This window comes from Mucilaginibacter sp. P2_D11, assembly GCF_056404435.1.
The window spans coordinates 36,659-61,304 of the sequence record NZ_JBFUEA010000006.1 but is presented as its reverse complement, the minus strand read 5'-3'; the positions used below and the strand labels follow the sequence as shown (position 1 = coordinate 61,304).

Annotated in this window: 14 protein-coding genes; 9 read left to right on the top strand and 5 right to left on the bottom strand. The window is 47.6% G+C overall.

The features are described from left to right. The first annotated feature begins 113 nt into the window (after positions 1-113). From AC1DXC_RS10555 to AC1DXC_RS10540, 4 genes are all read left to right on the top strand, one after another. Entirely contained in the window at positions 114-1,253 is a 1,140-nt protein-coding gene (locus AC1DXC_RS10555) for a GAF domain-containing protein (RefSeq protein WP_477459115.1), read from the top strand. A gap of 86 nt (positions 1,254-1,339) precedes the next feature. After that, positions 1,340-1,534, top strand: a complete 195-nt coding sequence (locus tag AC1DXC_RS10550) for a cold-shock protein (protein WP_133234509.1) — start codon at positions 1,340-1,342, stop codon at positions 1,532-1,534. Positions 1,535-1,948: 414 nt separating this feature from the next. Beyond that, on the top strand, positions 1,949-4,345 hold the full coding sequence (locus AC1DXC_RS10545) for a glycoside hydrolase family 31 protein (protein ID WP_477459114.1): 2,397 nt from the start codon (positions 1,949-1,951) through the stop codon (positions 4,343-4,345). Positions 4,346-4,529: 184 nt separating this feature from the next. After that, positions 4,530-6,947, top strand: coding sequence for an ABC transporter permease (locus tag AC1DXC_RS10540; RefSeq protein ID WP_477459113.1), 2,418 nt, complete (start codon positions 4,530-4,532; stop codon positions 6,945-6,947). Between the two features lie 52 nt (positions 6,948-6,999). Here AC1DXC_RS10540 and AC1DXC_RS10535 read toward each other — a convergent pair whose 3' ends face one another. Continuing rightward, on the bottom strand, positions 7,000-7,428 hold the full coding sequence (locus tag AC1DXC_RS10535; protein ID WP_477459112.1) for an SRPBCC family protein: 429 nt from the start codon (positions 7,426-7,428) through the stop codon (positions 7,000-7,002). A 300-nt stretch (positions 7,429-7,728) separates the two neighbouring features. On the opposite strand from AC1DXC_RS10535, the gene AC1DXC_RS10530 reads away from it, so the two are divergent. From AC1DXC_RS10530 to AC1DXC_RS10515, 4 genes are all read left to right on the top strand, one after another. After that, positions 7,729-8,331 (top strand): TetR/AcrR family transcriptional regulator, encoded by a 603-nt coding sequence (locus AC1DXC_RS10530; protein ID WP_477459111.1) that lies wholly within the window; start codon positions 7,729-7,731, stop codon positions 8,329-8,331. A 324-nt stretch (positions 8,332-8,655) separates the two neighbouring features. Next, positions 8,656-9,798, top strand: coding sequence for an efflux RND transporter periplasmic adaptor subunit (locus tag AC1DXC_RS10525; protein WP_477459110.1), 1,143 nt, complete (start codon positions 8,656-8,658; stop codon positions 9,796-9,798). A gap of 117 nt (positions 9,799-9,915) precedes the next feature. Beyond that, entirely contained in the window at positions 9,916-13,116 is a 3,201-nt protein-coding gene (locus tag AC1DXC_RS10520) for an efflux RND transporter permease subunit (protein ID WP_477459109.1), read from the top strand. A gap of 117 nt (positions 13,117-13,233) precedes the next feature. Further along, positions 13,234-14,649 carry an efflux transporter outer membrane subunit gene (locus AC1DXC_RS10515; protein WP_477459108.1) on the top strand — a complete coding sequence of 472 codons (1,416 nt, stop codon included), beginning with the start codon at positions 13,234-13,236 and terminating at the stop codon, positions 14,647-14,649. 587 nt (positions 14,650-15,236) lie between these two features. Here AC1DXC_RS10515 and AC1DXC_RS10510 read toward each other — a convergent pair. The 4 genes from AC1DXC_RS10510 to AC1DXC_RS10495 all read right to left on the bottom strand — a co-directional run bounded on the left by AC1DXC_RS10510 (position 15,237) and on the right by AC1DXC_RS10495 (position 23,725). Next, complete coding sequence (locus tag AC1DXC_RS10510; protein WP_477459107.1) at positions 15,237-15,662, bottom strand: DUF417 family protein; 426 nt, start codon at positions 15,660-15,662, stop codon at positions 15,237-15,239. Positions 15,663-15,791: 129 nt separating this feature from the next. Then, positions 15,792-18,149 carry a TonB-dependent receptor gene (locus AC1DXC_RS10505; RefSeq protein WP_477459106.1) on the bottom strand — a complete coding sequence of 786 codons (2,358 nt, stop codon included), beginning with the start codon at positions 18,147-18,149 and terminating at the stop codon, positions 15,792-15,794. Positions 18,150-18,210: 61 nt separating this feature from the next. Continuing rightward, the gene (locus AC1DXC_RS10500) at positions 18,211-20,889 is read right to left on the bottom strand and encodes a ThuA domain-containing protein (RefSeq protein WP_477459105.1); all 2,679 of its coding nucleotides are present in this window, start codon (positions 20,887-20,889) and stop codon (positions 18,211-18,213) included. Between the two features lie 337 nt (positions 20,890-21,226). Continuing rightward, complete coding sequence (locus AC1DXC_RS10495; RefSeq protein WP_477459104.1) at positions 21,227-23,725, bottom strand: glutaminase family protein; 2,499 nt, start codon at positions 23,723-23,725, stop codon at positions 21,227-21,229. A 239-nt stretch (positions 23,726-23,964) separates the two neighbouring features. Here AC1DXC_RS10495 and AC1DXC_RS10490 point away from each other — a divergent pair, with 239 nt between their 5' ends. Continuing rightward, positions 23,965-24,519: an acyl-CoA thioesterase gene (locus tag AC1DXC_RS10490; RefSeq protein ID WP_477459103.1), complete on the top strand. Its 555-nt coding sequence runs from the start codon at positions 23,965-23,967 to the stop codon at positions 24,517-24,519. Positions 24,520-24,646: the final 127 nt, after the last annotated feature.

Genomic DNA, 24,646 nt, shown 5'->3' with positions numbered 1-24,646 from the left:
GCTGGGCGCTTTTTTATGGCTGGATAATGATTGCTTTTGCACGGTTTTAACTCTGGCGGCGCTTTTGCCATACCCGGATAAACAAAATCGATTATTTATTTGTAATCTCTGCCATGAAAGATAACGAGCAGTTACGCCTTAATGCGGTAAACAAGTTTAAAACCCTTGATGCCGGCATCGTAAAAGATTTGAATGAGCTGGTGAGCCTTACCGCAGCCATTTGCGAAACCCCCGTGGCTCTGGTAACGTTGCTTGATAAGGATGTGCAGTGGTTTAAGGCATCGGTAGGTACCGAGGTAGAATGCACCCCTCGCAGCGTTTCTTTTTGCAACAACACTATTAAACAAACCCAACTGGTTATCATCCCGGATCTTTTAAAGGATATTGACCACAACAGCAACCCGATGGTTACGGGCGAGCCTCATGTGCGTTTTTATGCGGGCGCACCGCTTATCACCAAAGACGGTTTTGCTGTGGGTAGCCTTTGCGCCATTGATATGCAACCCCGGGAATTAACCGACCACCAAAAACAATCTTTAAGAGTACTGGCCACGCAGATAGTTAATTTGATGGAGCTGCAATGGAGCCTGAATAACCTGGAGCATCAGTATCAGAAAGAGCATGAGCAAATGCAGGCCGTTAAAGCGTACGAGATAAAGCTAAAGGCAATTTTTGATAGTTCTAACGATACCCATATTTTGGTTGGGCGCAATTATGACGTGCTGGCCTTCAACCGCTCGGCTGCTATATTCCTCCGCAGTAATTATAAGCATAAGCTCTGTATAGGCGAATCGATACTCACCTACACCGAGCCGGCCATCCTTAACCAGTTCAAGAAGTATTTCAGTATCGCGCTTACGGGCCGCTCCATCAAGCGCGAATGGCTGCTGATGCCCGGTACGCCGCTGGAATGCTGGAAAGTAACCACCTTTGTGCCCGTGCGCGATGACGAGGGTACCGTGATAGGCGTATCCCTCAACTCTACCGATATTACGCACCGCAAACGCCAGGAGGCTTATATCAACGTACAAAACGAGGCCCTGCAGCGCATAGCCATGATGCAATCGCACGAATTGCGCCGACCGGTAGCTTCACTGATGGGTATTATGGATTTGCTGAAGATGGAGAATATCTACTTCAATTATTTCGAGATGATGGAGCTTACCGTGAACGAGCTGGACGAAAAGATACGCGGCATCGTAAAAGATTCCGAAGATACCCTGCATGGCCGCCACCTTTCTATAGTAGCCTAAAATCAAAGTCTTGCAAATGTATGATTCGGCAATATTGCCCGAATGCCGATTATTATCCCTACATTTGCACTTTAATAAATAAAATAATGCAAAAAGAAGGAACAGTAAAATTTTTCAATGAGACAAAAGGTTTTGGCTTTATCACACCTAACGGTGGCGGTGCTGACGTATTTGTTCATTCAACAGGCCTAATCGACGAAATCCGTGAAAACGATAAAGTTGAGTTCGAAGTAGAAAACGGCAGAAAAGGCTTAAACGCAGTGAAAGTAAAAGTTGTTTAATTATATTAATAACTATTAAGCTTACAAAAAGCGCCCCGGATTCACCGGGGCGTTTTTTTTTGTGGTAGGGCGAGTACCACCAGTCGTCATTCTGATTGTTTCAGAACCTCATCAGAAAAGCCACCACTTTGCCAACCCGCTTTACATGTCGTCCACGCCGTGTAGGGTACCGAAAAGATTTCTCCGAACGAGTCCTATGGACGGCATAACGTACTTTCCGACTAACAAAAGCCTCAAAAATTCCGCTATTTACGCCAGTCCCTGCGTTTTTTATCCCTTGGGATGCTAAAATTGATACATTATTAACCTTTCATTGTCCCTGCTTAACATTTTTGGTATTAATATGTACAATTGACACCATCAGCTTTTGTAAGCTGTGCCTATTTTTAAAAAATCAATTATTATTTATTTTCTATGTTCAGGATAAATTCTTTTTTTAGGAAATCGGCACTGCTACTGTTCTGCATTGTTATTGGTTTCATTAGCGCAGAGGCGGCTGTTATCTCTTATACCAAAAATGCCAAAGGCGTAACTTTTAAGCTGGATAAAGGCTTAATGCAGCTCAATATCCGCCAGGCGGATATAGTAGAGGTAAAGTACACTATCTTTGATAGTTTCTCTGCTAAAGAGTCGCTTGTGGTAAACAACAAATGGCCGCTGGCTACATCTTTTACCGTTACCGATGGCAAAACCGAAGTGACGATAACAACCGCCAAACTCAAGCTTAAAATAAACAAGGCTACCAATGCCGTTACCTACTGCGATTTAACCGGCAAGGTAATTACAGCCGAAGCAAGCAGCAATAAGGCCATGGCCCCGGCTACCATCGCGGGCATCAGCACTTATAATTGTACTACGCAATTCGTTTCTCCGGCCAATGAGGCCCTTTATGGTATGGGCTGCCACCCACTCGATTCCCTTTCTATCAACTACAAAGGCCGCAACCAGGATATGGCCATCAAATACCTTACGGGTGCTATCCCGGTGATGCTCTCTACCCAAGGCTACGGGTTGATGTGGGATAATTATTCCGCCTCTAATTTTTACGGTGCCGAGGACGGTAACACCAAGTTCAAATACGTATCAGAAAGCGGCAAACAGGTAGATTATTACTTTTTCTACGGCCCCGGTTTCGATCATATTATCGATCTGTACCGCACCGCAACCGGCCGCGCCCCCATGTTCGGGAAATGGGCCTACGGGCTTTTCCAGTCGCAGGACAGGTATCTGAGCGAAGCCGAGATACTCACCGTTAAAGATAATTACCGCAACAATCACATTCCGGTGGATGTGCTGGTGCAGGATTGGTACTACTGGGATCCGTTGCCTATCGGCTCGCACATCATGAAACCCGAGCGTTACCCGCATCCCAAGCAAATGATCGATTCCTTGCACGCAGCCAACCTGCACGCCATGATTTCGATATGGCCGGTATTTGGCAAGGGCACGCCCAACTACGATGCGCTGGATAAAATGGGCGGCCTCACCAGTATTACCTGGGATAATGTGGTTACACACACCTTCGATACTTATTACGATGCGCACAACCCCAAGGCGCGCGATTTATACTGGGCACAGGCCCGCGATAGCCTGGTAAAACGCTATGGCTGGGATGCCTGGTGGATAGATCAGTGCGAACCCGATAACGGTGCCCTGCTTGATGAACGCCGCAAAGCAAACTTTTACACCGGCAAGGGTATCGATTATTTTAACACCTATTCACTACAACATACCAAGGGCGTGTACGAAGGCTGGCGCAGGGATATCCCCGGCAAGCGGGCGTTCTTTTTGGTGAGGCAGTCTTTCGCGGGTGAGCAGCGCAATGCTGCCACGCTATGGTCATCAGATATCGAATGTACTTTCGCCAACTTCAAGAACCAGGTACCGCAGGGCATCAACGCCTGCGCATCGGGCATCCCGTACTGGACATCAGATATCGGCGGCTACCATTACGGCTGGAAGGCGCCCGATTGGTCTAAACCCGAGTTTAGGGAACTGTTTACCCGTTGGTTCCAGTTTGGGGCGTTCAGCCCGATATTCCGCATCCACGGAAAAGGGGAGCGGGCCATCTTCTCCAAAAATTGGGATGAAGATACCCGTGCTACGTTGCTTAAATTCGATAAGCTGCGTTATCGTTTGCTGCCATATATCTACTCGCTGGCTGGCCGCGTAAACACCGAAAATTACACCATGATGCGCGCCCTTACGTTCGATTTCCAAAAGGATGCCAACGTTTACAGCATCCCCGATCAGTATATGTTCGGTCCGGCCTTTTTGGTGAATCCGGTTACCGCGCAGCTATATACCGGCGCAGGCGCTGCCGGCAAAGCCAAAACACGTGAGGTGTACTTGCCGGCAGGCACCACCTGGTACAACTTCTGGACGGGCGAGATTAACAATGGCGGGCAGAAACTAACGGTTGATGTGCCTATGGACATGATGCCGCTGTACGTACGCGCAGGTTCTATTGTCCCCATGGGCCCGGTAATGCAATATGCTACCGAAAAACCGGCCGATAAGATAGAGCTGCGCATTTACCCCGGCGCAAACGGCAGCTTTAAATACTACGAAGACGAGAATGACAATTATAACTACGAAAAAGGAGCAAAGGCTACTTTCACTTTAAACTGGAATGATAAACTGCAACAGTTGAGCATTTCGGCCACTAAGGGCAGTTTTAAAGGCATGCTGAAAAAGCACACGTTTAATATCGTATTGGTAAAAGGCGCGCATGGCTCAAACACAGGCACTGCAGATAAGATTGATAAAAGCGTAGTTTATACAGGGAAGGCAATGGTGGTGAGATTGTAATTGACACCAATTGCGCGAATACTACGAATTAAAAAACTTTGACATCAACTGTACGATATCGTACAGTTGATGTATTAAATCCGAACGCATTAGTAGTTGTTAAAGTTAGTTAATTGATTTATTGTCAATTAATTAACTAATTGGTATTCTTTTAGCTTTATCAGTTTTACCAAACTGATAAGCCATGCTTAAAAACTATTTCCTTATCGCGTTCCGCAACCTGTCCAAAAACAAGGCGTTCTCTTTTATCAATATTTTCGGCCTCGCCATTGGTATGGCGGCTTGCCTGCTCATATTGCAGTACGTAAGCTTTGAGTTGAGTTACGACAATTTCCATGCGAATAAAGACCGTGTTTATCGCATTAACCAGGATAGGTACGATAAAGGCAAATTGAGCACCCAGTGGGCCGGTGGTGCCTTCGCTGCAGGCAGCGCCTTCAAAGCCGAAATACCGGAAGTAGAGGATTTTGTAAAGCTGGTACCCGCCGGCAACGCGCTGGCTAATTATAAGGACGAAAAAATCGTCGTCAAGAAGGATTTCTACTGCGGCCCCGCCTTTTTCAAACTATTCACATACCCCTTGCTAAGTGGCAATCCGGCCACCGCCTTAATAGAGCCAAACTCGGTGGTGATTTCCGAAGATGTGGCCATGAAGCTTTTTCATAGCACTGATGTAGTCGGGCAAACCTTAACGCTTAATACTACCAAGCTGCTAAAAATTACCGGCGTAATGAAAAACATGCCGGCCAACACGCACCTGAATTTCGATGTTTTACAATCATATAGCACCCTGCTGAAAGAAAACCCGCCGAGGGACGGCTATAACCTGGATAATGCCTGGTACAACGATGGCTGCACTACCTACCTATTATTAAAGCCAGGCGTTGATCCTAAAACCGTAGAGACCAAATTTTTACCTATCGTAAAAAAAGCATACCAGCAAATTGCCAGCTCGGGCGCGAGCGCAATATATACCTTGCAGCCCATGCCGAGCATCCACCTGTACTCTAACCGAATGTTCGAGATACAAGCGAACGGCGATGGTAAATCTGTTTATCTGTTGCTGGGCATCGCCATTTTCGTTATCATTATTGCCTGGATAAACTACATCAATTTGGCCACGGCCCGCGGCATTGGTCGCGCAAAAGAGGTGGGCGTGCGCAAAACGCTTGGTTCGGCCAAAGCGCAGCTGGTAACGCAGTTTATGCTCGAGGCTATGTTCCTGAACGGACTGGCGGTGCTGCTTGCCATAGCCTTCATTGCTGTTTGCCTGCCTATAATGGCCAATATTGCCGGTGTAGATATAGGCTTTGCCTTGTTTGCAAAACCCGGCTTCTGGGCTACTGTGCTAGGGATATTTGTGGTGGGTACCTTTTTCTCGGGTTTTTACCCAGCCATCGTATTATCGGCATTTAAACCGATAGAGGTGATGAAAGGTAAATTAACTGCATCGCCAAAAGGTATCATTCTACGCAAGGGGATGGTGATCTTCCAGTTTGCAGCTTCTATATTCCTGCTGATAGGCGCACTAACCGTGTACCGGCAGATAACCTATATGCAAACCCAGAAACTGGGCGTAACTATCGACCAAACCCTGGTGATAAAAGCCCCGCTGGTTAAGGTAGATTCTTTTTACCGCAGCATGAGCGCATTTAAACAGGAATGCCTGAAACAGCCATCCATCAAAAGCATCACGGTATCTACATCGGTACCGGGCGAAGCGGTAGGCTGGAACGCGGGTGGTATAAAACTTACAGGTGCCCCCGATAATACGGCGGATCAGTACCGCATTATTGGTGGCGATTATGATTACCTCACCGCTTACGACCTGAAATTGATTGCGGGCCGCAGGTTCTCCAAAGAATTCACCACCGACCCTAAAACCGTGGTATTCAGCAAAACGGCTGTACACCGGCTTGGCTTTACCGATCCTACGAAGGCACTTGGCAAACGCATCGACTTTTGGGGCGATGTTTATACGATAATAGGCGTGGTGGACGATTTTCACCAGCAATCCCTGCGGGATACTTATGATGCCATCATTTTCCGCTGCATACCCGATGTAAGGGGAGATGTATCGGTAAAAGTAAGCGCTACCAACGTAGCACAAACCATCGCCGCCTTAAAAACCAACTGGGATTCGTTCTTCCCCGGCGATCAGTTCGACTACTTTTTTCTGGATGAGCACTTCAATGACCAATACAAAGCCGATCAGCGCTTTGGGCAGGTGTTCGGCATATTTACCGTAATAGCCATCTTTGTGGCCTGTTTAGGTTTATTCGGCCTGGTATCGTTCACCATAGTACAGCGCACCAAAGAGATAGGCATCCGCAAGGTGCTTGGCGCATCGGTAAACGGAATATTGCAACTGCTTTATAAAGATTTTGCGCTGCTGATTTTGATGTCCTTTTTAGTATCGGCACCGCTGGGCTGGTACGCCATCAGCAAATGGCTCGAAAGTTACGCCTTCCGTATCAGTATCAACCCGGTGTTGTTTATCATACCGTTCTTAACCGTGCTGGTAATTGCCTTTGCGACTGTATCATGGCTAAGCGTAAAAGCAGCCTTAACCAACCCGGTAAAAAGCTTAAAAACCGAATAATAGGAAAGGGCCGCTGCAATTTACCTAGGCGGCCCTTTTACCTATATGTATTTTAGCCCTCTACAAACTTCTTCAAGCTTTCGCCCAATATGTAGTTCCAGCCTTTAGAGAAGCTGTCTCGGGCAAAATCGGGGCTGTCCTGCGGCATGGTTTCCAGCCCGGTGTGGGTAATGCGCACCAGGGTTTTGTCTCCCTCCGGGAAGAGCTCGAAGCTCACTTCGGAGTCGCCCGGAAAATTTTCGTATCGCCACGTATAGCTTAGCTTCTTTTCCGGCTCAACAGCGGTTATGCGGCAATTATGAATGTATTTCTCGCCCTTGGCACCCTGCCCGGCAAAGCTGAACTCAAAGCCAACCCTCGGCTCAAAACTTTCCAGTTTAAAATACCATTGCTTCATCTTATCGTTATTGGTAAGGGCTTCCCAAATTTTGCTTGCCGGGGCATTCAGCGTGCGTTCTACTATCAGTGGTTTTATTTCCATCAGTTTACAGGATTGGAGGATTAAACGATTTTACAGGATTAAACAGATTTAGCGATAAAAAGATTTTACAGGATTTATCTTATGCATTGGATGCGTCAAAAATAGTTGGATTTTCAAGAGTTTTAATCCTGCTAAATCCTAAAAATCCCTAAATCCTGTTAAAAATCCCCTCAACTCGTGTTTATTTAGTAAACTAAGTTGACTTATTTTACTTCATGACATTTAAATTATACGGTGTTCGATTTATCGCTGTACATTTGCTTAACACTGTTAAATGATTTAATAGTTGTTATTAAGACAATGGCAAGTAAAGACAGAATACTACGTTTAAAGGAAGAAACCAGGGCAAACATCCTGGATGCTGCCTTACGTATAGTGAAAGAAGAAGGATGGCAAGCTTTAAGCATGCGCAAGATTGCCGACAAGATAGAATATACCGCGCCCATCATATACGAGTACTTTTCCAATAAGGAAGCGATTTTATTAGAACTAAACCGCCAGGGGTATCTTAAGCTGGCAAAAGAATTGCAGGAAGCAAAGGACGCACACACCGGCCCGGCCGACCAGTTGGAGGCTATGTGGCTTGCTTACTGGAACTTCGCGTTTGCTAATAAGGAACTGTACCAGGGCATGTTTGGCATTACTACCAGCTGCGCATGCGAAATGGTGAATAAACTGCCCGAGGCTGAATTGCCCTGGGATATCTTCACTGCTTCTATAGGCGAATTGATGAAGATTGACGATATGGACTCGGAGATTATTTGCACCAAGTACTACACTTTTTGGTCAATAGTTCACGGCTTGGTTTCTATCAATTTGCTTGATAGGGGCAACAGCGACGAGATAAACAGGCAAGTGCTGCGCGATGCCATTACCGGCATCATCAGGAGCATAACGCCTTAACGTTATTAAGAACGCGATACCGGGCTGCCCGGTATCGTTAAAAATAAAGCATCTACATTATTAACATTTAAAAACTACAGCTATGGAAACAAAACACACCAACTCATATCAATCACTTAACACTGTTAAACCATTTAATGATGTTATAACATCTAATTTGATGCAATGTTGATAACCATTGCATCGATACGTTGACAATATCAAAAATTAAAGGCCCTGCATCGTACCACCATGAATACCATCAATACAAACGAATCCATCTACATCAATAGCCTCCGGGCAACAATTAACCCTACAAACTCACGCTCAAAATTAATTATCATCATGAAAAGTATCTTAATAGCCATCATAGCGATAGCACTATTCAGTTGCTCGCCAGGTCAACAAGCGCCGCCGGCCCCAGCGCCGCCTGCTTTACCGGTATCAACCGTAGTATCGGGCAACCAAACCACTTACCAGGAATATCCTGCTTCTATAGAAGGAACGGTTAACGTAGAAATACGCCCCCAGGTAAGCGGCGCGCTGGACAAAGTATTTGTCGACGAAGGCGCATTCGTGTCTGCCGGTCAGCCGATATTCAAAATAAACGAACAGCCTTACCGCGCAGCCCTTAACAATGCATTAGCCGCCTTACACGCAGCCCAGGCAGCAGCAGGCAACGCACAATTAGAAGTTGATAAACTTACCCCGCTGGTTGCCAACAAAGTAGTATCAGACTATCAGCTGAAAACTGCCAAAGCAGCTTACCAGGTAGCAGTAGCCAATATCGAATCGGCAAAGGCTAATGTATCTACAGCTCAAATCAACCTGGGTTATACCCTTATAAAAGCACCTGTTAGCGGTTACATTGGCCGCCTCATTAAAAAACAAGGTAGCCTGGTATCTCCGCAGGATGTGGACGCGCTTACCCAATTATCAGATGTACACGATGTGCATGTGTACTTCTCTTTAGGCGAAAAGGATTTCGTGGCCTTTAAAGAGCAGTACCCCGGCGCAAGCCTTAAAGATAAGCTGGCTAACCTGCCTGCTGTAGCCCTGTTGTTATCTGATAACAGCGAATACGCCAAACAGGGCCATATAGATATGATAGACGGCCAGTTTGATAAAACCACCGGCGCTATCACCTTAAGGGCCAGCTTCAGCAACCCGCAAGGTTTATTGCGCAGCGGCAACACCGGCAAAATTCGCCTGAGCCTGCCGCATAAGGATGCGCTCATTGTGCCCGAATCTGCAACTGTAGAAATGCAGGACAAAATATTCGTTTGGGCTGTGGCCGATAGCAACAAGGTTAAAAAGCTGCCTATTACCATCGAGGGTAGAAGCGGCAACAACTACCTGGTTAAAGACGGTATTAAAGCAGGCGACCGCATCGTACTTTCCGGCATCGATAAATTGCAGGAAGGCGCCGTGATACAACCTCAGCCCGTTGCGGCTGATAAAGTTGTTGCGGTAGCTCAGCAGAAATAATAAATAAGAATCAAGATATAAGAATCAGGAGTCAAGACCAGTAGGGATTGAAGAGTGGAGGCTGTGAGGCGTCTTGTCTCTTGGTTCTTATATCTTGCCTCTACAACATAAAAAGCCATGTTTCAAAAATTTATAGAACGGCCGGTACTATCTACAGTTATCTCTATATTATTGGTGATAGTAGGTATCCTCGGCCTAACCAAACTGCCCTTAGAGCGCTTCCCAAATATTGCCCCTCCGGCCGTATTGGTAACCGCTGTTTACCCGGGCGCCAATGCCGAAACCATATTGCGTTCGGTAACACCTTCCCTGGAAGAAGCCATTAACGGTGTGGAAGGCATGACCTATATGACCTCTACCGCCAGTAACGACGGCTCATTGGGTATTACCGTTTACTTTAAACAAGGTACCAACCCCGATCAGGCAGCCGTAAACGTGCAAAACCGCGTTTCGCAGGCTACCAGCCAGCTGCCTGCCGAAGTTGTGCAATACGGTATTACCACTACCAAGCAGCAAAACAGCTTTATTGGTGCAATAGCCATTTATACCGAGGACACCACCAAGTTTAGCCAAACCTTTGTGGCTAACTACGCGCAGATAAACATTATACCCGAGATAAAACGTATCCCCGGCGTAGGTTCTGCACAGGTATTTGGTGGTGTTAAAGATTACAGCATGCGTGTATGGCTTAACCCTACGCAAATGGCCACTTACAAAGTTACCCCGGCCGAAGTAATGGCCGCCATACAGGATAAAAACCTTGAAGCATCCCCGGGCCGTTTCGGTGAGAGCAGCGGCCAATCGTTCGAGTATGTTATTAAATATAAAGGCAAGCTTACCAAGCCCGAAGAATACCAGAACATCGCCATCCGCGCCAATGCCGATGGTAGCGTATTGCACCTTAAAGATGTGGCGCGTGTAGAACTGGGCGCCTATTCGTACAATAGCTACACCAACCTCGACGGGCACGATGGCGTTATATTAGGTATTATCCAGTTATCCGGCTCTAATGCCAACGAGATACAGATACAGATTGATAAGCTGATGGAGAAAGCCTCTAAAAGCTTCCCTCCGGGCATCAAATACAATCAGTTCTATCGCACCAAAACCGATTTGGACGAATCCATCAAGCAGGTTGAACACACTTTGATAGAAGCCTTCATCCTGGTGTTTATCGTGGTGTTCATCTTCCTGCAGGATTTCCGCTCAACTCTTATCCCGGCCATTGCGGTGCCGGTAGCTATTATCGGTACCTTCTTTTTCATGAACCTGTTCGGCTTCTCGGTCAACCTCCTAACCCTGTTCGCGCTGGTGCTCGCCATCGGTATTGTGGTGGATGATGCCATTGTGGTGGTAGAGGCCGTGCACGCCAAGATGGAACACGACCCCAGTCTGAGCCCTAAAAAGGCGACTACCGAGGCTATGCACGAAATTACCGGTGCTATCATATCTATTACCCTGGTAATGGCTGCGGTGTTCCTGCCCGTGAGTTTCATGAGCGGTTCTACCGGTATATTCTACAAACAGTTCGCGCTTACTATGGCTATTGCCATCATTATATCGGCTGTTAACGCGTTAACTTTGAGTCCGGCCCTTGCGGCCCTGTTTCTGAAGAACAAACATACTGCCGATGGCCAGGCTGCGCCTAAAAAAGGTTTTGCAGATAAGTTTTATGCAGGCTTTAACGGTAGCTTCAACTACATTACCGATAGGTACATTGGCGGCGTAAAAGTGCTTATCAAAAATAAATGGGTAAGCATGGCAGGCCTTGCCGTATTGATTGCTGTTACCGTGTTTATGGTGAACCGTACCAAAACAGGCTTTATCCCAACCGAGGATCAGGGCTTCGTGGCTATCGCGGTTAATACGCCATCCGGTACTTCATTAGCCGGTACCAATAAGATATTCAAACAAGCCGAAGACCAGCTGAAAACGCTGCCGTCTGCCAGGTTCGTTACCGCTTTATCAGGTTTCAACTTTTTAACACAATCCAGCAGCCCGTCTGCCGGTGTTATCTTCCTGTTGCTGAAACCAACCGATGATAGGGGCGAGGTGAAGAATATCGATGAAATACAGAATATTGTTCGCGGCAAATTAGGCGCTGTACCCGGCGGCACGTTCTTCGTGTTCAGTTTCCCAACTGTACCGGGCTTTAGCAACGTTGAGGCATTGGATGTGGTACTGCAGGATAAAACCAACGGCAAGCTGGATAAATTCAGCGGCATCACCAATAATTTTATTGCCAAGCTGATGCAGAAACCGGCTGTTGCCTACGCATTTACATCGTACAAGGCCGATTATCCGCAACTGCAATTGGATATCGACGACGAAAAAGCCAGTCAACTGGGCGTAAATGTTAAAGACATCCTCTCTACCATGCAGGCTTACTTCGGTACGGCACAAGCATCCGACTTTAACCGTTTCGGTAAATATTACCGCGTGGTAGTACAGGCTGATGTAAAAGACCGCACCGACCCAAGCACTATCGACCGCGTATTTGTGAAAAACAACAAAGGCGAAAATGTACCGATAAACACCCTGGTAAAACTTACCCGAGTTTATGGTTCAGAAACGGCTTCACGTTACAACCTGTTCAACTCTATCGAAGTAAACGCCATCCCTAAACCGGGCTATAGCTCGGGCGATGCCATCAAAGCGATTGAGGAAACGGCCAAAGAGGAACTGCCTGACGGCTTTACCTACGAGTTCTCTGGCCAAACCCGCGAAGAGATATCATCGGGCGGGCAATCAACCGTGGTATTCCTACTGTGTTTGGTGTTCGTGTACTTCCTGTTATCGGCACAATACGAAAGCTATATTCTGCCATTGGCGGTTATCCTTTCTATCCCTACAGGTTTGTTTGGTGTGTTTGCGGTATTGGGCTTAACCGGTATCGAAAACAACATCTACGTACAGGTAGCGCTCATCATGCTCATCGGGTTGCTGGCTAAGAATGCCATCCTGATAGTAGAGTTTGCGGTACAGAAACGACGCAGCGGCATGAGCCTGGTAAATTCAGCTATCGAAGCCGCCCGCTTAAGGATACGCCCAATAGTGATGACCTCGCTGGCCTTCGTATTCGGCTTGTTCCCGATGAGTATTGCCACCGGTCCATCGGCCCAGGGTAACCACTCTATCAGTATCGGTGCAGCAGGCGGGATGGTATCCGGCGTATTGCTGGGCTTGTTCATTATACCGGTATTGTTCGTGATATTCCAGCATTTGCAGGAACGTATCAGCGGCGTACCGTTCGACAGGCACCGGAATAAAAATACCGACGGTAAGCATGTTGATGAATTAAAACCGGAAATGATATAAAAGCCTCACCCCAACCCCTCTCCAAAGGAGAGGGGCTTTAGGAAACTCTTTTAGAACCCTCTCCTTTGGAGAGGGCAGGGTGAGGCTACGAGGCTAACAACTTTAACAACACACAAAATGAAAAAATATATAAACGGGTTTACAGCATTGATGCTTTTAGTATTAAGTGCCTGTTCAGTTTCGAAAGATGTCGAAACACCCAAGCCGGCGTTGCCTGCCGAGTTCAGGAACGTGGCAGCCACCGGCGATACCACCAGCATTGCCGATATACAATGGAAGGATTTTTTTGCCGATGTAACCCTGCAGAAGCTGATAGACAGCGCCATAGCCAAAAACTACGATATGCAGATAGCGGTGAAGAACATCGAATCATCGCAGTTGTTATTCAACAGGGTTAAATGGGATTATGTGCCCACCCTGGCTCTAAACGTAACAGCCAGCAGCAACCGCCCAAGCGATAACAGCGTTACCGGCCTAAGCATCAGCCAATTCGGTATCGGTACCAACCATGTAGAGGACTACTCTGCCAACCTCGCCCTTTCATGGGAGGCTGATATATGGGGTAAGATAAAGAATCGCCAGCGTACTGCCCTTGCGCAATATCTGCAAACTGCCGAAGCCAAAAAGGCTATCCAAACCAATATCGTAGCCAGCGTATCGCAAGGTTATTATAACCTGTTGATGCTGGATGAGCAATTGAACATTGCACAAAGGAACGTGAGGCTGAACGATAGCACCCTGCGCATTATCCGTTTACAGTACGATGCCGGGCAGATAACCTCCCTGGCCGTGCAGCAAGCCGAAGCACAACGCCAGGCAGCAGAACAATTGGTGCCACAATTTGAGCAGAATATTACCATACAGGAAAACGCCCTGAGCATACTGGCTGGCCAACTGCCCGATAAGATTGCCCGCAGTGCCAAACTGGATGATTTAACCATCCCCGATAATCTATCGGCGGGTTTGCCATCGGCCATCGTTAGCCGCAGGCCCGATGTAAAAAGCTCGGAACTGGCGCTTATTACTGCCAATGCCAACGTGGGCATCAACAAGGCCGCCATGTATCCGTCCTTAACCATTACGGCCAGCGGTGGCGTAAACTCTTTCAAAGCCAGCAACTGGTTCAACCTGCCTGCGTCGTTGTTCGGTACAATAGTAGGCGGTGTTGTGCAGCCCCTGTTACAAAAGAAACAGTTGCGCACTCAGTTTGAAGTTGCCAAGGTAGAGCGCGAGAAAACCGTGCTGCAGTTCCGCCAGTCGGTACTGAACGCAGTAGGCGAGGTGAGCGATGCTTTGGTGAAGATAGAGAAGCTGAAACAACAGCAGGCCATTGCTGCCAACCGCGTAAAAACCCTGCAGCAGGCAACCGCCAACGCCAACCTCTTGTTTAAGAATGGCCTGGCTAATTACCTGGAGGTAATTACCGCACAAGGCAATGTGTTACAAGGCGAGCTGGAATTGGCTACCGTAAAACGTACCCAATTAAGCGCCGTAGCTGAATTGTACCGCTCCCTGGGCGGTGGCTGGAAATAAGCAACTATTACCACCCCTATATATACCAAAAGCCTCCTGATACACGGGAGGCTTTTTTGCGTTTTGGGGAAAGGATTTGTCATCCTGTTATCTCCGATTTGTCATCCTGAGCGATAGCGAAGGATCTATTAGCCACCTTGCATAGCCGCTTTGCTTTCCCTTTGTCATCCTGAGCGATAGCGAAGGATCTAATAGCCACCTTGCATAGCCGCTTTGCTTTGTGATGATTAAATGCTTCGTTCCTCAGCATGATAAACCTCATTTATCAACCTGGAATTTCCTGGAAATTTACCTTAGAAATTGTTCAAAAAGCTGGAAAAAACTGGACAAGAATTGGCAGAAAACACCCAAAAAACCTGAAATAGGCATGCTCAAAAATTCCAAAAAAACACCGAAATCCGCAGAAAAACGCATAAAAAACACAAAAATCCCCCGCTTTTCAGCAAGAGGATTTTTCCTGATCACACCTAAAATTTCTATTATTTATTTATGAACAAGAATCCTGGCGAAAGCCACTCTTTTATCATCTTGATTGTTTTTCTATAGGTAGATGTAGTGTGACTTACGTTAACCGCACCTTGCCGGTTTTATTTTTTTGGCGAATGCTTGCCGATAACCATCAAGCCGATGGCGAGGTAGGCAAGGTCCTTCAGTACGAAGAATTCGGTAGTGGGTACGCCGTCAACCGTTTTCCAAACGCCGGGCGTGGTAGCCAAAAAGCTCAGCGTAGTGAGGAAGATAATGATGGTAAGGTAGCCGCCGATTAATCCCGCCTTAGTTTGCCATAACGAGGCAATCAGCAGTGTGCCGGTAACTATTTCGAAAAAGCCGATGAAGTTGGATACCTGCTGTACGGTGCCTATCTTATACATCCAGCTCATCAGGAAGCTGTTCTCTACCAGTGGTTTAATAGCTGCTGCCTCGGTGGGCGTGAATTTGAAAATGCCTATCCATATTAAAATGAGTGCTGTGGCTGCTACCCCTAAAGTGTAGCCTGTTTTTGTGTGGTTCATGTTGTAAGTGAATTTGGTTTTTGGTGGCTTAGTCGCCGGTGAGGGCAATGCCTTACAGCAGGTTATAAAAAAACCGCCCCGGCGGTTTGCCGGGGCGGTTGTGGTATTGTGAATTAGACGGATTAGAAACTAAAAATTGGTCCTCAAGGTTACGCCGTACATCCTTGGGTTGCCCAGGTGCGATGCGCCGAAATCGTAAGCGTAATCGATATAATGTTTGTTGCCCAGGTTGCTGCCCCATACAAATACATCGAATTGTTTAGTGCTTACGCCTAAACGGGCGTTGAACAGGCTGTAGGATTTTTGCTCTACGTTGTTGCCTAAATCAAAGTATTGCTTGCCGAGGTATTTCCATTCGCCGCGGGCGATGAGTTTAACGTCTGCCGTTATATGGTAATTGTATTGTATGGCCAGCATAGAGGTAACATCGGGCGTATAAACCTGGCGGTTACCCTTCAGGCTCACTACGCTGCCATTGTTGGGTACGTTAAGGTCGGTATAACGGGCGTGGGTATAACCCAGGTTGTACGATATATCGAAGCCTTTGATGGCCGTGGTGGCAAGCTCCAGCTCGGCACCCTTGCTGTGCAGCTTGCCTGCGTTTTTGGTTACGGTAATAGCTTGCGGCAATACCAGGGTAGGCACCTGTGCATTGTTAATAGAGATGTAGAATAATGCTATGTTCACCCTTAATTTATTATCCAACAGGAAGTTTTTTGAGCCTACTTCGAAGTTGTTGCTGTATTCGGGTTTGTAAGCGAACAATGGCGGCTGCGATGGGTCGGCACCAAGCTGACTGATGCCGCCTGCGCGGAAACCGCGGCTGTAGGTAGCATACAGGTTGTTTGCATCTGATACATGGTAAGCCAGACTCAGCTTCGGCGTAAATGCCTTAAAGCTGGCAGTTGATGAGGTATCGTTTTGCGTAGTGGTAGGGGAAGGGTCATTATCCATCTGGAACTCGCCTTTTACTTCTTCTTTCTTATGCTCGTAATCGTAGCGCAGGCCTGCAGTCAAATCCCATTTTGGGTCGAGTACGAAAGTTACCTGGCCGAATAGCGCCGTGCCGTAGTTATGCTCGATATTGGTATTGATAGTGCTGAAGTTAGGGAAGGGTGCGCCTACCATTTCGCCATCGGCACCGAAATGCGTTGCCGTTTTAGTTGGTGCGTAACGGTAGAAGCCATATAAACCAGCCGTCCAGCGGATGTTGGTTGCTGATGCAGGCGATGAGAACCTGAACTCCTGTGTGGTTACTTTCACCTTATTGAATTCAGCCCCGTAGTTGTTGATCAGCGTAACGCCATCAATCGGCGAGAAATCGCCATCGATAGGCACCTGGTAGTAACGGTTGTTTTTTTGGTAAGCGGTATTAGAGGTAAAGTTGAAACCTTTGCCGGTATAATTAGCCGATAACGATGCATTCAGCGTGTTATCGATCATTTTGGTAGTAGCATTCTGGTTCACCTGGAAAGGCGAGCCGATAGCATCATCCGGCGAACCCGATAAAGCAAAAGGGCCGTTGTTGCGGTTGATGTACGTCTTCACGTTCAATGTCAAAGCAAAGGTTTGCGACGCCAGGTACTTCAGGTAGTAGTTGCCCAGGAACGAATGCTGCTTATCCAGCTTGGTACTGTTGAACTGGTTGTTATAAAAACCATCAAAGCCGTTGTACAGGCCTGCAACACCCAGGAACAGTTTATCGGCTATTAGCGGCGTGCGTATGCCCGCGCTGATGCGTTTTTGCCCATAGCTGCCAAAGTTCACCTCGGCAAAGCCCGTGGTTTGGTTGGTTGGCTGTTTGGTGATGATGTTGATAACGCCACCCATGGCATTGCGGCCATAAAGGCTGCCCTGGGGGCCGCGCAATACTTCCACGCGTTCTACATCAAAAAGCTGAGGGATGTAAGTATCCAGGCTAAACTGGTTTACACCGTCAATGTACGTAGCTACAGCAGGATCGTAAGAGGTAGTGGCAACGCCCCTTATACCGGTAACGTTGCGGTCATCGCCTGGGCCTGCCGAGTAAAGGTTGGGTACTATGGCGGTAATATCTTTCAGGTTCCAGATCTTATAATCCTGCACCTGTTTAGCCGATAGGGTAGAGATACTGAATGGTACCTGCTGGGCACCTTCTTCGCGCTTTTGCGCGGTAACCACTACTTCGTCCAGGCGGCTGCTTGCTTCGCTGAGCTGTATGCTGATGGGTTGCGCACCTGCGCTGATGGTAATGTTTTTGCTGATTGCGGCGTAAGCAACGCTGCTTACGTGCAGTGTATAGCTACCTGCGGGTACGTTTTTAAAGGTAAAGCTACCATGCTGGTTAGTGGTAGTAGCATAGTTGGTATTCAACAAGCTTACGGTAGCACCAGGCAGAGGAGTAGCGGTTGTAGTAGTAACGGTACCCGTAAAATTAGTACCCGTTTGAGCGGATGCTGCGCCGAAAGTGGCCAGCATAAATAGAAGGACTGTGTATAGTTGTTTCATTATTAAATTAAAAAGCGGATATGATGGGGGTATCATATCCGCTGCAAAGAAAAGAATTTTATTATTTAAGTGAGTATATCCAGTTAATGATCTTTTGCGTATCGGCAGCTTTCAATGCCGGGTGGGCAGGCATATCCACATCGCCCCATACACCATGGCCGCCGTTTACGATCTTCTTGCTCAGGTGAGCAGTAGATGCAGCAGTGGCCGGGTATTTCTTAGCTACCTCGGTAAAGGCAGGGCCTACCGATTTTTCGCTTATTTTATGGCAGGCGCTGCAATCGAGCGATAGCATCAGAGCTTTGCCTGCTGCATTGGCTTTCATGTTAGCTACCTTGGCTTTCATATCAGGCGAATCCTGGCCGGCCAGTACAGCAACCGTTTTTGGCGCGCTGATGGCGTCGTACTCGTCTTTAGCTACTACAGAAACGGTATAGTTGCCTTTTTTGGTGTAAGTATAGGTAAGCCTTGGCAAAGTGGTTGTTTTTTTAACGCCATTGCCCAAATCCCATACGTAAGTCATCTTGTTTTTCTCAGGGTCGGTTGCTTTTACCGTAAGCACTACGGTTAAAGGTAAGGCACCATATGCTTTGCTGGTAGCAACAGAGGCTACTTCGGGCGCGCGGTTGCCATTGTTGTAATCTATACGCGCCAGGCCTGCGTCTTTGTTTTTGGCGAACCAGCCGCTGCCGTATTCTAATAAATATATCCTGCCATCAGGGCCCGTTTCCATATCAATTACGTTGTTGAATTTGGTGCCTGCCATAAACGGCTCCATCTTATCCAAATCGCCGTTTGGCTGCAGGGTAAGCAATTTTATCCAGCCGCGTATCCAATCGTAAAAAACTACTTTTTTGTTCAAATAATCCGGGTAACGGGTTGCTTTCGGGAACATATCTGTATAGTAAGCCGGGCCTGCCATAGCATTACGGCCGCCTGTACCTACTTGCGGGAAATCCGGAGATTCGGCATATGGGTACCAGATAAATGCCGGTTGTGCCGGTGGCAATTCGCGCAAGCCGGTGTTGTTCCTGGAGTCGTTTATAGGGTGCAGCGGGTCGAAAGGTGCGCCGGATACGCCTGTTGCGTAATCATAAGGGCGGTAAGCATAGTTATTGCCCACAAAGAAAGGCCATCCGAAGAAACCTGCTTTACGTGCCTGGTTAAACTCATCGTAACCGCGCGGGCCGCGTGTGTCAAGGCTGTCTTTCTGTGCATCCGGACCAACCTCGCCCCAGTACAGGAAGCCGTTCTTCTGGTCTACCGATATGCGGTAAGGGTTCCTATCGCCCATTACATAAATCTCGGGGCGGGTTTTGGGGGTGCCTGGTTTAAACAGGTTGCCTTCGGGGATGCTGTAAGTACCGTCTGGGTTTATTTTTATACGCAGGATCTTGCCGCGCAAATCGTTGGTGTTACCTGCTGACCGACGTGCATCGTGGTTAATGAATTCAGGGCGGTCATCCAGCGGTGCGAATGCACGGGTGTTGTATGGTTTTTTTCCCGGCTCGTCAAAAGGTGTAGAGTTATCGCCGGCAGAAAGGTAAAGCATATGATCCGGACCGAACGCTATCGAACCACCGGTATGGCAGCAGATCTCACGCTGTGAGTACAGCTGCAAAATTACTTTCTCCGTTTTGTTATCGATGGTGTCGCCGGTCATCGTGAAACGCGATAAGCGGTTAACCGATGTATCTGCAGGGCTGTAATAAATATAAACGTAGTGGTTGGTTTTAAAATCAGGGTCGATGTTTAAACCTAATACCCCTTCTTCGGCATTAACGCCTTTGGTATGCTTCGTTTTCCAGTAGGCATCTAAAAAGCCTGCCTGTTTAACAGTTTTAGTGCTGTTTTTATACAGCATGATCTCGCCGCGGCGTTGTGATACCAATATATCGAAATTGGGCAATACGGCCATTTCGGTAGGCTCGAAGAAAGTGCCGGTTATCAGCTGCGTTTTTTGGAAACGGTTGGTCTCAGGTACGCGCAGCGTGGTGCATTTGCTGTAATCGAGCGGTTTGTTATCGCCTATGGCGTATTTAATGCCGCCGAGCAAGTGGCCCAGGAACATAGGATCGCTGTACGATTCGTCGGTATGGCCCAGTTCGGTGTAGAACGAGCGGCCGTTCTCGAAATTCTGGTACCAGGCCATTGGGTGGTTGGCACCGTTTATGCCGCCTTTGTAGCTGGTTTCATCAATATTGATGAGCACGTGTATCTTGGGGCTGATGCTTTTGAAATTGTACCATTCGTCTTTACGTGTCCAGGTATCGGGCAGGTTGCGGGTAGAGGGGTGGTTTTTATCTACGATCTTCAACACAGCTTCCTGCTGCATAGGATGGCTTACGAAGTAAGCGCCCACCAGGCGGCCGTAGTATTTCCAGTCGTATTCGGCATCGGCAGCGGCATGTACGCCAACAAAGTTACCGCCTGCCTGCATGTAGCGTTCCAGGTCGGCCTGCTGGTAGTTGTCCAGCATATAGCCGGTAGTGTTCAGGAATACTACTGCCGAGTATTTCTTCAGGTTTTCTTCGCTGATTTTGCTGGCATCAGAAGTGCTATCCACCAGGAAATTGTTCTCTGCGCCCAATTTCATGATAGCCGGCACGCCCACAGCTATGCTGGCGTGGTGATAGCCGCTGGTTTTGGTAAAAACCAGTATTCGCGGCTTTACCGGTATTTTGCTAAAGCTAAACAGCATAACGCATAGCGCAAGCAGCAAGGTAATTTTTAATCGCATTTTTTGATATTTATATAATTGGTAATTAGTTGTTTGATAAGCTTGTTCTCATTGCGTACTTATAACGCAATAAAGATAATATTAAAATTTAATAAATGGCATCTTGGTAAACCCAAATATTGCACTTTATAACTAATTTTTTACTAATTACTTATTAATAATTCAATCGATTGCAATTTCTATCGGAGGGTAACGGATTTGTTGCAGTGGGGCCAAAATGGGCGGTTTTTGCCCGGGCAGTCTTTATCCGGCTGCCCCTTATGCAAGGAGCATAAAAAAGCCTGCACATTGCAATCGAATGTGCAGGCTCAATGAAGAAAAGTAATTTTCCGACGGCTTATTTCTTCGCCGTTATTTTATCTTTAAGTGTTTTCATAAAATAGCCTCCAACCACGCTCCGCGCCTGGAAACCCACCATTTTACCGTCAGTAGTTTCATGCCAATCGCTCAAAGGCACGCGCGTTGGGGTCTGTTGCACGTATTTGTAGATGGGGTTTACCAGCGCATCAAAGTCGATACGGTTGCTGGTCATGGCTGCCGTCCATAGTATCCAATCGCTTTTGGTGTAGGTTTTGCGGCTATCCAGCGGCAGGCCGAATGCCTGCTGCTTGCCTTTGTAGTATTTTATTTCCTTATCGTAAACATACTGGGGGAACAGGTTAAGGCCCAAAACCTTATCCCAAACCATATTATACTTTTGGCTCCAGGTGTTTTTATCATCGAAAACAAGCGCGTAGTGGTCGCCGGCATCGTCTTTAGCTATCCACTTGGTGGCTAAATCCTTAGCAAGCGTGCTGTATTTGGCAGCGGTTTTGGTATCGCCCAGCATGGCAGCCATTTTTGCGTAGGCGCCAATAGCCACAATGGCCTTGATCGATAAGTTGGCGTTATGTGCCAGGTGGCCGGCAAAATCGTCGGTACACAGTTGGTTACCCGGGTCGAAACCTGCCTCGGCTAGGTAGTTAGTCCAGGTGGTGAGGGTTTTCCAATGTTTTTTGGCGAAGGCAGGATTTTTTTGCGCTAAGGTAATGGCACCGGCAAGTATCACCATATTACCGCTTTCTTCTACCGGCATATCCTCGCCGTAAGTTTGGCCATTGGCCAGGGGATACGTGCCCAGATCGTGTGCGGCATAAGGCTTGGCCCACTTGCCGCTCTCGCTGTAATAGAAGATGCCGTTCATCATACCTTTAAGCAGTTCGGGGTTGTACAGCAGGTATAGCGGTGCCGATGGATAGGTGATATCCACCGTGTTGATAGAGCCGTTGCTGAAGTTCTCTTTCGATAGAAACAGCAGTTCGCCCTGCGGACTTTTTACAAGGGCGTGCGCCGCGAGGCTTTGGCGGTAGGCCAATACGCAAAGGCGGGCATATTTTTCGCCCCCGGCGCGGTAAGCATCCCGGTAAACCTTAGCATCGGTAGTGCGGCAGGCCTGCATGGTTGCCGCGTAGTTTTTAAGCGAAGCCGCCAATACGCCCTCCATAGTTGCGCCGGGGGTATTGCGCCACCACGGCTTTAAATTGGTGCCGAAGTATTGCACGGAATACAATTCGTCGTACCCGATGGCCAGGTGCTGCTCAATTGCAGTGCTGCCCACGCGGCCAAATGACAGCATGGTATTCAGCATGAAGTGTTTGCCGACAAAGGTGGTGTTCTTGTCTGATGATGTCAGATATGCGCCTATGGGGTCTTCATCTTCGTTGACGTGTTGGGTGGCCCTTGGCGATGAGGTGGCTACATACAAGTAGCCCCAATCTATGCGCAAATCATCGCCCTTTTTTTGCAGGATGGGCTGCCCGATACTGCCGGCTTTGATAATTTTAAGCCCGTTGGCGGTGTAAGCTTCGGCTTCAACCTCCTGTGTAGGTTGGTTTACAGCAGCATCGGTAGATACACCCTGGAAGATATCCACAGGATGCTTTTTGCCATCGTTGGATTTTACTATATAGCTGATGTACGATATCGGGTTGGCCAGTTTTTTAATATCGGTGATAATCAAGGGCGACGAGAAAATCACCTTTAAATTCACGCCACCGCAGGTAAACCCATAAGTAGTTTGGGTGGCATCTATTTTAACACTGGTTTGTTTGGCCAGTTTGATATCGTCATTAGCAGGTGCATCAAGCTTTACAGATAAGCCGGCATCCAACGAGGCCAGGCCGCCGGTATTGGTACAATGAATGGCCAATACGTTTTCGCCGGTTTTCAGCGCATCGGACGCAGCACCAGTAAGGGCGAACATTTGCAGATCGCCGTTGGAGCCGCCCCGTGCGAATATTTGTTTGCCGTTTAAGTAAACCTCCACATCGTCGTCGTGAAACAAGCGAAGGATCAACGGGCTTTTAGGCAGTTCGGAAAGATTGAACGCGCGGCGTACCCAAACTTCGCGGCTGGTCCAGCGGGTGCCTGTAGTGTGTTCGTTATCGCTGAATGGTGCCTTGCCTGTCTTCCAGTCGCCTGCGGCGAAGCCCGGTTTTTCCCAACCATTGCCCGGCGAGGTAAAGGTATATTGGCAGTTGTAAGTAACTTCATCGGCAGCAGGCAGTATGGTTTTGTATTGCGGGGCCCGTTGGCCCATAAAGCGGTAGTCCTTGCCGTCAACCCTAATTACGCCCAGCAGCGACTGGCTTTTACCCGTCCAGTGTACGGTGGTGCTTTCATTCAGTTTATCCGTGTTCGACCAGATGCTGAAATAAGGTGTGTGCGTTATCAGCGGGTAAGCGGGCGCATGGTCTTGCTGAGCCAGTGCGGGCAGGGCTGTAGTTAACAAGGTACCGCACAATAGCAAGCGGCGATAGTTCACCCTGCCTAAAAGGAAATAGACGATTTTATTCATGTATTATAATGATGTTTTAATATGTCAGGTTCATGGTTGTCGACTGCACAGGCTGCAATAGTATCGATTTGTTTTTTGTGTAAATAGTGTTGATACGTTTTGGAGAAGTTTTGACGCAATGTTGCTAAAAACGGAAGAAACTTTAGGCAATCGGTTGCTTTAACGCCTCTTCAAGCAATCATTGTCTTTTGATACCCGGAATTATTTGCGCAAATTGAGCCGTCGCAAAATAATACCGTATGGATACTTTTAAAACCGTTGCCGAATCGCAAACCACCCTTACCGAATTGATGATACCCTCATACGCCAACTTTGGAGGCAAAATACACGGAGGCATTATTATGGGCCTGATGGATAAAGTCGCGTACGTGTGTTCGGCCAAGCATGCCGGGGCTTACTGCGTAACCGCATCGGTAGAGGATATCGATTTTTTGGCACCGGTGGAGGTAGGCGAACTGGTATCGCTGATGGCATCGGTAAATTACGTGGGGCGCACCTCGCTGGTGGTAGGCATTAAAGTGATATCCGAAAATGTGAAAACACACACGGTTAAGCATACCAATACCAGCTACTTTACCATGGTGGCCATGGATGAGAACCACGCGCCCCTGCCGGTACCTGGCTTAATTTTGCATACCGATGTAGAGATACGCCGCTTTTTTCAGGGCCTGCACCGCAAGCAACTCAAAAAATACTATCGACAGGAGGAAGGTCGCGTAAAATCCGATTTCGAAATGACCGAAACTATCGAATTGTTGAAAGGGGAGAGGTGCAGAATAGAAAAAACTGTTTGAATCAGAATTCACAGAATTTTAGAATTTTCAGGATGTATGGTTATTCAATATAGGCGCATAAGCAAATTTCCACGTAGAGTGATAAAACAATTCTGCTCATTCTTTAATTCTGAAAACAGCGAAGCTC

Excerpts from the sequence above, each read along its gene's own strand:
- AC1DXC_RS10490 (WP_477459103.1), top strand. The coding sequence starts at position 23,965 with ATGGATACTTTTAAAACCGTTGCCGAATCGCAAACCACCCTTACCGAA.
- AC1DXC_RS10525 (WP_477459110.1), top strand. The coding sequence starts at position 8,656 with ATGAAAAGTATCTTAATAGCCATCATAGCGATAGCACTATTCAGTTGC.
- AC1DXC_RS10510 (WP_477459107.1), bottom strand. The coding sequence starts at position 15,662 with ATGAACCACACAAAAACAGGCTACACTTTAGGGGTAGCAGCCACAGCA.
- AC1DXC_RS10555 (WP_477459115.1), top strand. The coding sequence starts at position 114 with ATGAAAGATAACGAGCAGTTACGCCTTAATGCGGTAAACAAGTTTAAA.
- AC1DXC_RS10505 (WP_477459106.1), bottom strand. The coding sequence starts at position 18,149 with ATGAAACAACTATACACAGTCCTTCTATTTATGCTGGCCACTTTCGGC.
- AC1DXC_RS10515 (WP_477459108.1), top strand. The coding sequence starts at position 13,234 with ATGAAAAAATATATAAACGGGTTTACAGCATTGATGCTTTTAGTATTA.
- AC1DXC_RS10530 (WP_477459111.1), top strand. The coding sequence starts at position 7,729 with ATGGCAAGTAAAGACAGAATACTACGTTTAAAGGAAGAAACCAGGGCA.
- AC1DXC_RS10540 (WP_477459113.1), top strand. The coding sequence starts at position 4,530 with ATGCTTAAAAACTATTTCCTTATCGCGTTCCGCAACCTGTCCAAAAAC.
- AC1DXC_RS10545 (WP_477459114.1), top strand. The coding sequence starts at position 1,949 with ATGTTCAGGATAAATTCTTTTTTTAGGAAATCGGCACTGCTACTGTTC.
- AC1DXC_RS10500 (WP_477459105.1), bottom strand. The coding sequence starts at position 20,889 with ATGCGATTAAAAATTACCTTGCTGCTTGCGCTATGCGTTATGCTGTTT.
- AC1DXC_RS10495 (WP_477459104.1), bottom strand. The coding sequence starts at position 23,725 with ATGAATAAAATCGTCTATTTCCTTTTAGGCAGGGTGAACTATCGCCGC.
- AC1DXC_RS10550 (WP_133234509.1), top strand. The coding sequence starts at position 1,340 with ATGCAAAAAGAAGGAACAGTAAAATTTTTCAATGAGACAAAAGGTTTT.
- AC1DXC_RS10535 (WP_477459112.1), bottom strand. The coding sequence starts at position 7,428 with ATGGAAATAAAACCACTGATAGTAGAACGCACGCTGAATGCCCCGGCA.
- AC1DXC_RS10520 (WP_477459109.1), top strand. The coding sequence starts at position 9,916 with ATGTTTCAAAAATTTATAGAACGGCCGGTACTATCTACAGTTATCTCT.